This window comes from Paenibacillus pinihumi DSM 23905 = JCM 16419 (assembly GCF_000422505.1).
Classification (GTDB): Bacteria; Bacillota; Bacilli; order Paenibacillales; family Paenibacillaceae; genus Paenibacillus_D; species Paenibacillus_D pinihumi.
On sequence record NZ_KE383867.1, the window covers coordinates 94,701 to 108,148 of the forward strand.

General features: G+C 40.8%; 12 protein-coding genes. All 12 read left to right on the forward strand.

The window, feature by feature from the left end; translation table 11 throughout:
* The first annotated feature begins 25 nt into the window (after positions 1-25).
* The 12 genes from galU to H583_RS0126470 all read left to right on the forward strand — a co-directional run bounded on the left by galU (position 26) and on the right by H583_RS0126470 (position 13,435).
* A complete protein-coding gene (gene galU / locus H583_RS0126415; protein WP_028563103.1) occupies positions 26-934 on the forward strand; it encodes a UTP--glucose-1-phosphate uridylyltransferase GalU in 909 nt (302 codons plus the stop codon).
* Positions 931-1,623, forward strand: coding sequence for a sugar transferase (locus H583_RS0126420; RefSeq protein ID WP_028563104.1), 693 nt, complete (start codon positions 931-933; stop codon positions 1,621-1,623). Before galU ends, H583_RS0126420 begins: the two co-directional genes overlap by 4 nt.
* A gap of 99 nt (positions 1,624-1,722) precedes the next feature.
* On the forward strand, positions 1,723-2,628 hold the full coding sequence (locus H583_RS0126425) for a glycosyltransferase family 2 protein (RefSeq protein WP_028563105.1): 906 nt from the start codon (positions 1,723-1,725) through the stop codon (positions 2,626-2,628).
* Positions 2,629-2,644: 16 nt separating this feature from the next.
* Positions 2,645-3,886: a glycosyltransferase gene (locus H583_RS35700; RefSeq protein ID WP_028563106.1), complete on the forward strand. Its 1,242-nt coding sequence runs from the start codon at positions 2,645-2,647 to the stop codon at positions 3,884-3,886.
* 20 nt (positions 3,887-3,906) lie between these two features.
* Positions 3,907-5,337, forward strand: coding sequence for an O-antigen ligase family protein (locus H583_RS0126435; RefSeq protein ID WP_028563107.1), 1,431 nt, complete (start codon positions 3,907-3,909; stop codon positions 5,335-5,337).
* The gene (locus H583_RS0126440; protein ID WP_036711160.1) at positions 5,318-6,481 is read left to right on the forward strand and encodes a glycosyltransferase; all 1,164 of its coding nucleotides are present in this window, start codon (positions 5,318-5,320) and stop codon (positions 6,479-6,481) included. The genes H583_RS0126435 and H583_RS0126440 overlap by 20 nt, the downstream gene beginning before the upstream one ends.
* Positions 6,478-7,242 (forward strand): sugar phosphate nucleotidyltransferase, encoded by a 765-nt coding sequence (locus tag H583_RS0126445; RefSeq protein ID WP_028563109.1) that lies wholly within the window; start codon positions 6,478-6,480, stop codon positions 7,240-7,242. The genes H583_RS0126440 and H583_RS0126445 overlap by 4 nt, the downstream gene beginning before the upstream one ends.
* 17 nt (positions 7,243-7,259) lie before the next feature.
* Positions 7,260-8,255: a dTDP-glucose 4,6-dehydratase gene (gene rfbB / locus H583_RS0126450; RefSeq protein WP_028563110.1), complete on the forward strand. Its 996-nt coding sequence runs from the start codon at positions 7,260-7,262 to the stop codon at positions 8,253-8,255.
* Positions 8,256-8,273: 18 nt separating this feature from the next.
* Positions 8,274-9,782: an MOP flippase family protein gene (locus H583_RS0126455; protein WP_028563111.1), complete on the forward strand. Its 1,509-nt coding sequence runs from the start codon at positions 8,274-8,276 to the stop codon at positions 9,780-9,782.
* Entirely contained in the window at positions 9,782-10,879 is a 1,098-nt protein-coding gene (locus tag H583_RS35705; protein WP_028563112.1) for a hypothetical protein, read from the forward strand. Before H583_RS0126455 ends, H583_RS35705 begins: the two co-directional genes overlap by 1 nt.
* Before the next feature lie 23 nt (positions 10,880-10,902).
* Complete coding sequence (locus H583_RS0126465; RefSeq protein WP_028563113.1) at positions 10,903-12,039, forward strand: glycosyltransferase; 1,137 nt, start codon at positions 10,903-10,905, stop codon at positions 12,037-12,039.
* A 22-nt stretch (positions 12,040-12,061) separates the two neighbouring features.
* Positions 12,062-13,435 (forward strand): sugar phosphate nucleotidyltransferase, encoded by a 1,374-nt coding sequence (locus tag H583_RS0126470; RefSeq protein WP_028563114.1) that lies wholly within the window; start codon positions 12,062-12,064, stop codon positions 13,433-13,435.
* Positions 13,436-13,448 lie beyond the last annotated feature (13 nt).

Below are 13,448 nucleotides of genomic sequence, written 5' to 3' on the forward strand. Positions count from 1 at the left end.
AGATAGAGGATAGGGTGATGAAAAGATGAAAAAAGTCAGAAAAGCAATTATACCTGCTGCTGGTCTAGGAACTCGTTTTCTCCCCGCAACGAAGGCAATGCCCAAAGAAATGCTGCCGATCGTCGACAAGCCGACCATTCAATACATTGTGGAGGAAGCCATTGCGTCCGGCATTGAGGACATTATTATTGTAACCGGCAAAGGGAAACGGGCGATCGAAGATCATTTTGATCATGCATTTGAGCTGGAAAATAACTTATTCAGCAAAGGAAAGTTTGATCTGCTGGATGAGGTGCGAAGATCCTCCAACGTAGATATTCATTACATACGCCAGAAGGAAGCCAAAGGGCTGGGCCATGCCGTATGGTGCGCACGCAATTTCATCGGCAACGAACCGTTTGCAGTTCTGCTAGGGGACGATATTGTTCAAGGTGAGGTTCCATGCATCCGGCAGCTGGCGGAACAATATGAACATACAGGCAAGTCCGTCATAGGTGTGCAGGCAGTACCCGTCAATGAAACCCATCGCTATGGGATTGTGGATCCGTTAAGTCATATTGACCGGTTATACGAGGTCAATCGTTTTGTAGAAAAGCCGCCGCAAGGCAAGGCGCCTTCCAATCTGGCGATTATGGGGCGCTATGTGCTGACTCCGGAGATCTTTGGTTTCCTGGATGAGCAGGAAGTTGGTGCGGGCGGGGAGATTCAGCTTACAGATGCCATTCAGAAGCTGAATCTGATTCAGGGCGTATATGCTTATAATTTTGAGGGTGTCCGCTATGATGTGGGAGAGAAGCTGGGCTTTATTTTGACGAGTATTGGATTTGCTTTAAAAAATGAAGAGCTGCGCATTCCTCTGCTTAATGCGATTGAAGAAATAATTGGGAAGGAAAAGCTGAACAGCCTCCTTGTAAGCCGGGGTGAGGGAGGATGAGCGTACCGTCCGGAAGGGATAAGGGACAGATTGCTCTGGATTCCCGAACTTATTATGTTGTGGCAGACAAAGAGAAAAAGTACACCTTCTACCGTTTTGCCAAACGAACATTGGATATCGTAGGAGCTGGAACTGGAATTATTTTGTTATCTCCGATATTAATTGTAATTAGTATATTGATTAAGCTGGAGGATCGAAGGGGAAGAGTACTGTTCCATCAATTAAGAGTTGGGATGAACGGCCGGGAATTCAAAATGTATAAGTTCCGTTCAATGGTCCATAATGCAGAGCAACTGCTGGATAAGTTGAAGAATCAGAATGAAATTGCTGGTGCCATGTTCAAGATGAAGAATGATCCTCGTGTGACACGAATTGGCAGGTTTATCCGAAGAACAAGTATCGATGAATTGCCCCAGCTTGTCAATGTGCTTAAAGGCGAAATGAGTCTGGTCGGTCCGCGCCCGGCTTTGCCGAGAGAAGTTGAGGAATATTCCAGCTACCATAGGCAGCGGCTCCTTGTCATTCCTGGATGTACGGGATTGTGGCAGGTTAGCGGGCGAAGTAGCCTTAGCTTTGAGGAAATGGTGGAGCTGGATTTGAAGTATATCCAAAAAAGAAGCTTCTTTTTTGATCTCTGGATTATTTTGCGGACTGTAAGGGTGCTGTTTGGTTCAAAGGATGCTTGTTAGTGATGGCTATGTAACACATTGATTTTTTCTTCAAAATAGTTACCTCTAAATTAAGAGTGTATCTGTTAATAGGGTTATTAAACAGGAGGTTGGGAAACCTTGATTTCAGTTCTGATCCCCACTTACAATGCTTCTAAAGATATACGGTCTCTACTGACTAAATTGTACGAACAAAAAATAGGCTCAAATGAGATTGAAATAATCATTATTGACTCATCTTCTACAGACGGAACAGTGGAGATCATTAAACAAGAATTTCCTCAAGTCAAACTTGAAATTATTCCTAACTCAAGTTTTGATCATGGGGGGACCCGTAATAAGATGGCAACAATGGCCACCGGCGAGTTTCTGCTTTTTATGACCCAGGATGCCATTCCATACGACCAATTTTTACTGTTCAATATGCAAAAGGTGTTTTATGACCAGCAAGTTGCGGTGTGTTTTGCACGGCAAATTGCTAAACAGGATGCCGGGGATCTGGAGTGCTTCGCGAGGGGATACAATTACCCGGAAACTTCAATAGTTAAAAATAAATCAAAAATTGCCCAGCTAGGAATAAAAACTTTTTTCAATTCCAATGTTTGCAGCATGTATAGAAAAGAATATTTCTTTCCTCTTGGCGGCTTTCCTGAACGGATTATTTTAAATGAAGATATGATTTTTGCCTCAAAAGCAGTCTATAAGGATTTATCTGTTTATTATTGTGCAGAGGCCAGAGTGTATCACTCACATAACTATTCATTAAAACAGCAATTCAAGCGTTATTTCGATATTGGTATGGCCTTTAAAGATACAGAAGAGCTATTTACCAATGTTTCAAATGAAAAAGAAGGTATGAAGATGATTGTCAGGCAGACTAAATATCTGCTTCAACGAAAAAAGCCACATCTAATTATTTATGCCTTGATGGAGAATGTATGCAAATTGTCAGCCTATCAACTTGGTAAAAAAAACCGGTTATTTCCTTACACAATAAAAAAACAATTTTCTGCTTATTTAAAGTAGATAAAGTGGTGATTATTTGAAGCCTAAAATGTTGGTTGTCAGTGCCCACCCTCCACTCAAAAATTCAAAAGAAGCCGGACAAAAGGTTTTTTTTAATTTTTTGAAGTTTATGTCCGATTTTGTGGACATCCATCTTATTACAATTGTTAACCGGCAGGAGCACAGCTGGGGGCTCAAGGAAAGTTTGTCAGAACTTCAGTGTCCTGAATTCAAAGTAATTGAAATAAGCGGTATTCGAAAACTGGTAAATTGTCTCCTATATCCCCTTAGAGCCATCCATTATAATACGAAAGCATCATCTGATGCAGCGAAAGAAATGCAGATTCTGCTTGAAAGAAATACTTATAAATATATTCATTTCGAATGGGAACAAATGATGCAGTATACGGAGCAGTTGGATAACAAGATAAGAAAGAACAGTAGAATCTCAGTTACCTGCCATGATGTGATGAATCAAATGTATGAGCGCAAATCCAGAAGAGGAAAGCTGCGGTTGTTCTATACATTACAGACCAAGCTGTGTGTCAGAAATGAAATAAACTGGTTTAGTCAAGTCGATACTATTTTGACCCTTAACGATAAGGATCGTAAGCTTGTAGATGAATTAAAGTTAAATCGCAATACTCAAGTTGTACGCCCTTTTTATCATACTGCACCTGAACTAAATAGGGAAAATAAGCGATATGATCTGGTTTTTTTCGGTGCATTAAACCGGGATGAGAATCATGATGCAATTGTCTGGTTCATCAATGAAATTTTCCCTTACATCACTGAACTAAATCCTGCTATAAATTTAGTTATTGTAGGCAATGGTCCTTCCAAAGAATTGTATCAACTGGCTCAAAGCTGTCCGAATATTGAAGTGACAGGGTTTGTAGAGGATCCGTTTCAAGTTATTGCAAAAGCACGTATTGGTATTATCCCTTTGAGGCTTGGTGCCGGTATAAAGATTAAATTACTTGAATCTATGGCATGTGGTATCCCCATAGTCAGCACATCGGTCGGAGCGGAAGGTACTGATTTTACGCAGGAGGATGGCGTATTTATTGTTGATGACCCTCAGCTCTTCGCAGAATCAGTTATTCATTTATCTAGTAATGAGGCACTTGCACTACAACTTGGAGAGAGGGCAAGGTTGAGTATTGAGGAAACGTACAGCCGTGAGGAGTACGTACAAAGTATAACTCAAGCCTTTAATCTGACTATTCCAATGGAGAAAAATATAATTGAGAAAGATAGTTTGGTCCCTGCTCTTTGAAAAAAGGAGGGCTTCTTAGCATGGAGCAGCAAAAGATACTAATCTTACATAACCTGGAGGATAAAAAATATAAATTTCTTAAGGGGTTCCTTTTTCTCTCCTTGATCTTATTGCCTGTGAATGGGTTCCCTTTAGGATTGTATAATGAATTGCTTCTGGAATTAGGTTTTTTTCCTTATTTAATTTTGTCTCCGTTAATGGCAATTCTTTTGTTAGAGAGATTTTATTACAACTCATTTATTACTAAAATTTTATTAGTTTTTGTCTACTGGAATATTGTTAGCGGATTTGCCAATATGGATTCAATTCTTCATTCCTATTACAAGCAAACGTTTGGACCAACCCGATATTTATCCCAGCTATTCATGGTAATTATAGGATTTATGCTTGTTCTATTCATCTCAACATTAATTTCCAAATATAAAATAACCATACAGCAGCTTTCAAAATACATCATTATTTCCATTAAAACTTGTGTACTCATTGGATTAATTGAAATATTGGGCAAAGTTATCGGTATTAATATTTTCCTTGAAATCTATCAAGTTGTCGCTTCCTCAATTAATCGAGGCAGATTTATTCCAGACCGTATACACAGTATTTCTGGTGAACCGAGCTGGTATGGAATTTACAGTGCTTTTGCATATCCATTCTTGATCCATGCCATTGTAAAAGAGAGGAAGCATGTGCTGCTACTTCTTCTTTTTTTAGTCACCATCTATTTCACCTTATCCAGAACGATGTATTTCATCATTTTACTTCAAACTGTATTTTTTCTACCGATCTTATTGAAACGAACTCTGTTGAATAAAAGAAATGTAGCAATAGCTTTTGTCTCAATAGCCTTGTTCGCTGGTATTATGTTTTCAAATGAGGAAATCGTTGCACAGGCTACAAGTCAGTTGACAGGGACTTTAAAGTCTGTCAATGATTTTAGTTTGGATTCAAATGAAAGTTATTCATCAATGACGAGACTGGGTATGCAGGCCTCCGCTGTTAATATGGGTTTGGATAATTTCTTCTTTGGCGTCGGTCAAGGGCAATTTATGTTCAAATTTCAAGATTACGTACCTGATTGGGCATTGGGTGCTTATGAAATTCAGCATGCCTTAGATCCTCTGGCTCGTAAAGTTCCTCAAGCACATGGTATGTTTGCCAGAATGTTTGGGGAACTGGGCGCTATAGGACTTATCATTTGGTTGATGTTATGGGTAATGTGCATCGTGAAACTTTTTGCCGTAAAAAAAAGAGTTGGACCAAGAGAAAAGACTGAAATTTATATTTTGCTTGGTTTGACATTCGGTATACTCGCTTGTGGAATGAATGTGGATTCTTTTCGGATGATGGTGGTTTGGATTTCTTTGGGAATAATTGGAGGTTGGTATCTCCAGGTACAAAAAACTTTAGAAGATCATAAGGAACAGGATAAATATGCTGAAAATTCTGGTTAGTCACTCTTTATATGCCCCTGATATTATTGGAGGAGCAGAAGTATCAACAAAAATTCTGGCTGAGGCGCTTTCTAAAAAAATGGATGTTCATGTTCTGACAGCAGGCAAACAAAATAAAAAGCAGGGTGTGTTTCAAGATACAGTTAATGATATTCCTGTTCACAGGCTTCCGGTTCACAATCTGTACTGGTATGGTGATCCAAGTCCAAACAAACTGGTTAGAGGCTTATGGTATTTAAGGGATATTCATAATACCGCGATGTACAGACATGTTGAACAAATCATCCAGTCCATCAGTCCTTCAATTATTCATACACAAAAAATAGCCGGATTGACATTTGCAGTCTGGATCGCGGCCCGGCGGCTGGGTATCCCTGTGGTGCATACCTTGAGGGACTATTCGTTGTGTAATCCTTTTTATTACCGGGAAGCAGCTCGACATTATAGCCGAAATGTCTCAGCAGTGATTGGCATTTCCGATTTCATATTACAGGAGCACTTGTCAGCCGGCATGTTCAAGCAAGCTGTGCAATGCGTAATTGCAAATGCAATTGAGGGAGAAATTAAATCTCATATAAAACAACATGAAGGGCCACTCAATCTGATCTACTTTGGCAGACTAAGCAATGAAAAAGGGATTGAACATCTTATACAGTCAGTTATGGAGTTACCAGAAACGGTTATTGGCAGTTTGACAATTTGTGGAGAGGGGCCTCAGGCGTCGATACTGAAAAGTCTGTCAGCTTCTGATAGCAGAATTGAATTTACTGGTAAAATGTCCGGCGTAATGCTGCATGAACGGATTAAGCAAGCGGATTTAACCGTACTTCCTTCAGTATGGGACGAACCCTTTGGGCGTGTCATTATCGAATCCTACCAGTTAGGTACACCAGTACTTGGCTCTAATGTTGGCGGGATCCCCGAAGTAATTGCAGATGCAACCTTCCTCTTCCAGGCTGGTAATTCTCAGGCGATTTCGGAGCAGCTCTTACGTTTTCATACTTTAAATCCGCACGAGAGAGCTAAACTTCAACAGAAATGTTTGGACCATTGTAATCAGTATAGCGTGGACAGAATGCTCGATAAGCATTTAGATCTGTATGAACAAATTGTTAATAAATTCAAGGTAGGGGTGGAAGCATGAAAGGTGTCATTTTAGCAGGGGGAACGGGTTCAAGATTGTATCCGTTAACGAAGGTTACAAACAAGCATTTATTGCCTGTAGGCTCGTATCCGATGATCTATCACTCTATCTATAAATTAATTGCAGCTGACATAAAAGACATTCTGATTGTAACTGGTCGTGATCATATGGGAGACGTTGTAAATTTGTTGGGAAGCGGCCATGAATTTGGTGCTTCTTTTTCCTATAAGGTTCAGGACCAGGCTGGAGGCATCGCACAAGCTTTAGGTTTAGCCAGGAGTTTTGTAAAAGATGAATCTATTGTAGTGTTGCTAGGAGACAACATCTTCTCAGACTCACTGAATGATTATATTAATAATTTCAAGCAGCAGGGGGCTGGAGCTAAAATTTTGTTGAAGGAAGTTGCTGACCCTGAACGTTACGGAGTAGCGGAGCTAAAAGGAAAGATCATTAGCTCAATTGAAGAGAAGCCAAAACAGCCCAAAAGCTCATATGCTGTGACCGGAATTTATATGTATGACAGCAAGGTATTTGATATTATCGACAAATTAGAGCCTTCAGGCCGTGGTGAAATGGAAATAACAGATGTCAATAATGCTTATATTTATCAAGGTGAATTAACCTATGATATCCTGGAGGGCTGGTGGACAGATGCAGGTACGCACGAATCATGGGCAAAGGCTAATGAGATGGTTAGAAATCACTTATTTGATTTGACATTTGGAAAAAAACAGACAGCCTCATCAATATCATTAACCTAGCTTAAGGGGAGAGAGAAATGAATTTATTAGTTACAGGCGGAGCAGGCTTTATCGGCAGCCATTTTATTCGTTATATGCTGAAGCGGTATCCGGGTTACAATATTATAAATTTCGATAAACTCACATATGCTGGGAACCTCGACAATTTAAAGGCTGTGGAAGATCTGCCCCAATACCGTTTTTTCTGTGGAGATATTATGAACCCGACGGCAGTCAGGGAAGTTTTGGGGACCTATGAGATTCAAGCCATTATTAACTTTGCCGCTGAATCTCATGTAGACCGCAGCATCAATGATCCCGGGATCTTTATTCAGACTAATGTGGTGGGAACCCAGGTTTTGTTGGAAGCAGCACGAGAATTTGGTGTTAAAAAATATATTCAGATATCTACTGATGAGGTCTATGGCTCATTGGGGGCGGAAGGATACTTCACTGAATCTTCTCCCATTGCGCCTAACAGCCCTTATTCGGCAAGCAAGGCCGGAGCTGATCTGCTTGTGAGAGCCTATCATGAGACTTATGGGATGAATTGCAATATCACACGCTGCTCCAACAATTATGGACCTTTTCATCATCCGGAAAAGCTTATTCCCTTAATGATTATTAGAGCGCTACAGCATGAGAAGCTTCCGGTCTATGGAGATGGTTTAAATATTAGGGACTGGCTGCATGTAGAAGATCATGCATCAGCTATCGATCTTGTGCTTCACCAAGGACAGCCTGGTGAGATTTATAATATCGGGGGGCATAATGAAAGGCGCAATATTGATGTTGTTAAGCTGATTCTGCAAGAGTTAGGCCAGCCGGTTGATTTGATTTCGTATGTAGAAGACAGGAAAGGACATGACCGGAGATATGCGATTGATCCGACTAAAATTGTTCAAGAGCTGAAGTGGCAGCCGGTTTATACGTTTGAGGAGGGCCTGCGGGAGACAGTTGAATGGTATCAGAAGAACAAAGAGTGGTGGTTGAACATTGGCCGCCAGAAACAAGCCGCTGAGTTTTATATTTAGCAGAAATAAGGGATATATATGAGTGAACTGAAAAATCAGACAATCTCAGGGTTTAAGTGGAATGGACTATTGGTATTTACAAATTTGGTTCTGAATGCATTAATGATTTTTATACTGGGTTATATTTTAAGTCCAGAGGATTTTGGACTTAGAGCCATCATTATTTTTGTCCTCGGCCTCTCCAAAATTATCACGGACTTTGGCATTTCACAAGCCATCATTCAGCATGAGAAGGTGACGCAACCGGAGCTGAACAGCATATTTACTGTGAATGTTTTATCAGGAGTTATCATGTTTATCTGTGTGAATCTTTCAGCACCGCTGTTAGCAGATTATTATGGAGCGGAGGAACTGAAGACACTTCTGCACAGTGCGTCCCTTTTATTTTTAATCGAACCGCTTGGGGTCGTATTTATAGCTTTGCTGGAAAAACAACTTCAATTCAAGCAACTGGCCCTGATTAATATGAATAAAACCTGGATTATGAATGTCACCATTATTGTATTTGCCCTTCTCGGGTTTCAGGTCTATTCTTTTATCATCGGACAGTTTATTTCTACAATGTTTATTACGGTTTCGTTGTTTTGGCTTTTTAAAAAGAAGAAAGGCTGGTTCCCTGCCCTATACTTAAACTTTAGAAGTCTGAAACCCTATTATGCATTTGGAATATATGTTTCCGGAAAAAATATTCTAAACTACTTTGGCAGAAATTTCGATGAATTGATCGTAGGCAAGCTGCTCGGTATCGATCTGTTGGGCTATTACTCTTTTGCCAAGCAAGCGCTGGATAGGGTTATTGATCTGGTTATTCAGATTAGTACTAAAGTTACATATCCGGTATTTTGTAAAATACAGCAGGGTGAGAATGCTGTAATTCAATTTAGAAAAATGTATTATAAAATGACACATTTGGTTGCTTCAGCAGGATTACCGATTTTCGCGATGCTCTTTCTTATTGTACCTTCCGCTGTCCCGGTTGTCTTCGGTGACAAATGGGAACCATCGATCATTGTAATGCAGGTGCTGGCTTTGAAAGGAATGGTCGATATTTTATCTGCCGGTTTTGCGACAAATGCTTTGTATGCTCATCATTCTTCAAAGACAGCTTTTTATGTGGATTTGATTCTGCTTCCGGTCAGGTTAATTACATTAATTGCTGCTTGTTACTATGGATTATCAGCAGTTGCCTTCGCATATTTATTATTTGTTCTTTTAAAGGCATGCATCTTGCAGGTACAAGTGAACCGGGTTTGTTCCATGTCATGGAGAGATTACTTGCTGCAGTTGCGCTCCCCATTCTTAATTTCCTGCGGTCTGGCCATTATTTGTTACGGTGTTCAGCAGTTTAATGATCAACTGTGGCTGGCAGTATTTGCAGTGGCGGGGTATGCAGCGTTGTATGTCTTATTTACTCGCCTGTTTAATCAGGCAATATATATGGAAGTCGCTAATGAAGTTAGACCAATGTTCAACAAATTGCTTAAGCGTAAACAGAAGAAAATCATTCGTGATGGGATGGGAATGTAATGGTAGCTGGATGGACGGAAATTATCATAAGTAGTGCAACCCGTGGGGTTGAGCTCCAGGGAAAGAAGGGGGATATGCCTCCGGGCCACAATGGTCCATGGAATGATCCGCAGACTCCAGTGCGCAATACCGCCCACTGGAGTCTTCTTTTTTTGGAAGCCTTCAAGCTTACGGGTGATGATACGTTTAAGCAGGCTGCTCTGAAGGCTGCCGATTATTTGGTTTCCCATGAAGCCAGACCCATGAATGCTACATTTTATTGCCGCTATACTTCAAGCAAAGATTTCTGTAATGGATTGATTGGTCAGGCATGGGTTATTCAAGCTTTACTTCAATTGGGGGATTATTTTCAGCGGCCACAATATATTAACCTGGCTCAGGAGATTTTCTTGCTTCATGAAATAGATCAGCCTTCCGGTTTGTGGAGAATCCGCAATGTAGATGGTTCGATTGGTGGAATTAGTCATACCTTCAATCAGCAATTATGGTTTGCAGTGATGGGCGTGCTGCTAAATAAACTGCGGCCCCATGAAGATGTCCGGACACGAACAGACCGTTTTTTCGTTAAAATGATGGATCATCTCCAGCTCAGCCGTTCCGGACGGATTATTCATGTCATCGGTCATGTCAGACTGAAGTATAGACTCGTCAAGCAAGCCTATCGTTTTTATTTTAACCGTCATCAGCGGGAGCATCAATACTTGTTGGAGCATGGATATCACAGTTTTAATCTGTATGCTTTTGCTGTTCTATATCATTTTGTTCCGGACCATTTTGTTTGGAAGATGAGTAATGTCAGGCAAATGCTCAAGAGGGCCATTAACTATACGCAAGATCCGGAATTTAAAGCGACAATACAGAGGAATAAATATTCATCTCCTTATAATCCGGTGGGAATTGAGATGGCCTGTGTGTTATCCGTCTTTAAAGACTATTTGGAAGACTTGAATGATCAAGAAGCTGGAGAATGGAGCCAACTTCAGCTCGAGCGACATTATAATCATGAACAGCATTTGATGAATCAGAACACAAGTGACCCGGATACCTTATCTGCAAGACTGTATGAAGCAGGATTAATTCTGGAGAAGATCGGATAATTTGTATGAAGGAGTTCAATTTCATGAGTGAGGGAATCGATTACTTTATTGTGGCCCCAACCTCTTGGGATAAAGAGGGGTTGAAATATCGGCGTCATCGGCTTACAGAATTATTACAGTCCAAAGAGAGTACCAGACATATCTACTGGATTTATCCGGACCATGATTCGTTCACATCCATATCAGTGCAGAATCACCCGAAAGTTACCCAGATTAGTCTTCCATACGGCAGAGGGATGTTCAGATATGTAGGTAATATGTGCAATGCCATGATCCATAGTCCATTAAAACCGTACCTTGCTGAATCTTCCAGAAAGGTGCTTTTTTATACATACCCTTACTTCTCTCAATTAATCGGCTTATCTCAATGGGAGCGGGTCATTTATGATTGCAGTGATTACTGGTGCGGTACATGGGTACCAAAAACCGGATTGCGCGGTATGGTGCAGCAGTTTAAAGCTTATATGATTCGCAGAACGGAGAATCAAATTTCATCCAGAGTAAATTTAGGATTTGCAACATCAGAATTTTTAGCTCGTCACATACATCAGCAATCTAACAAAAATTTCAAGGTTATTGAAAATGGGGTGGAATTCGATTTGTTTACACAAGTCCCCCCGGTGCGTGAAGAAGAAATTGAGCAGATACAAGGCGTCAAACTTGGATTCGTTGGGGGATTGAAGGCAAAAATTGATTATGAACTATTGCTTGAAGTCTCTAAACAGAAGCCGGAGTGGAATTTGCTTCTAATTGGTCCGGCTCACGGGACGATAGAAGATTTTGAAGCCCTTAAAGGAAGGCCCAATATTTTTTTCTTGGGTGGTAAGTCTCCTGATGCTGTTCCGGGTTACATGAAAAGATTGGATGTCGGTTTGATGCCTTACAAAAATATCGCATATAACCGGGCAGTTAGTCCGCTCAAGATGTTTGAATATATGGCAGCAGAAATTCCGGTTGTAGGCTGCGGGCTGCCGACAACTGATAAATATCAGGAGCCGGGTGTCTACTACCATACAGATTGTAAAGCAGAGGCTTTCATTCAGGCATGCGAGCAGGCTTTACAGCTGAAGGACAAGGAAATATATCGCCTTAAGAGAATTCGCAGAGCGCAAGAGAATGATTGGCAAACCAAACTGGAGAGCATATACCGTTCGATTTAAATCAACAGGAGGTGCACGGTACATGAAAGTTGTGCTGTTATCTGGCGGGTCAGGCAAACGGCTTTGGCCTTTATCCAATGAGTCCAGGTCAAAGCAGTTTCTCAAAGTTCTGGAGGACCCAAACGGACAACTCGAATCCATGGTTCAACGGGTATGGCGACAGCTCCATGATGCGGGGCTGGCAGATGATGTTTGTTTTGCTACAAGCAAATCTCAGGAGGAGATCTTTCGCAATCAATTGGGCAACCGTGTCAATGTCATTCTGGAACCTGAAAGACGAGATACTTTTCCCGCTATTGCTCTGGTCTCTACCTATCTTTATTCCATTCAGGGTGTGGGGTTGAATGAGACCATTGTCATCATGCCTGTTGATCCCTATGTAAATGACAACTTTTTTGATGATTTGGCTGTTTTACCCGATATATTAGCCCAATCTGAAGCCGAAATTGCGTTAATTGGAGTTAAGCCAGATCATCCCTCTGAGAATTACGGTTATATAATTCCGGAACGGCAAATAAAAAATGGCTTGCTATCTTACATGGATGTTCAAAAATTTGAAGAGAAACCCTCCAAGGAGAAAGCAGCAGCCTTGATTAAACAAGGTGCGCTGTGGAATTGCGGGGTTTTTGCTTTTAAGCTGGATCTTATCATTAATTTGCTTATTCAATTAAATATTCCTATCCAATATGACGAAATGCTGAAGCAATACAACAGGTTGCCAAGCATTAGCTTTGATTACCAAGTGGTAGAGAAGACCGGCAAAATTGCTGCCATGGTTCATGAAGGGAAATGGAAGGACTTGGGCACCTGGGATACCTTAACCTCTGAAATGGGGAATAAAGTTGTCGGTGGGGGAATTGTGACTCCGGATACTCAAAATACGCATCTGATTAACGAATTGGAAATACCGGTAACGATTATTGGTGCTTCAAACTTGATTGTTGCTGCTAGTCCAGATGGTATTTTAGTCAGTGATAAACAGCAAAGCTTCCGGATCAAGGATGTATTGAAGCATACAGATCATCGTCCAATGTACGAAGAGCGTCGATGGGGTTACTATAAGGTAATTGATTATATCAAGTATTCTCATCAAAATGAGGTGCTGACGAAAAGAATCTGTATTTATGAAGGTCGTAATTTAAGCTACCAATATCACTGGAAACGTAATGAGATATGGACGGTTATATCTGGTGAAGGAGAACTGATTCAAGACGGGAGCTATAGAAAAATAAAACCAGGGGATGTTGTGAAAATACCGAGCGGCAGTAAACATAGTATTCGCGCTTTAAGCAATTTGGAAATTATTGAGGTTCAGACTGGGGCTGAACTGACTGAAGGGGACATTCACCGGATCTGCATGTCGTGGGAAGAAATATTAAAATCTATACAAGTGTGAAATGAATACAATT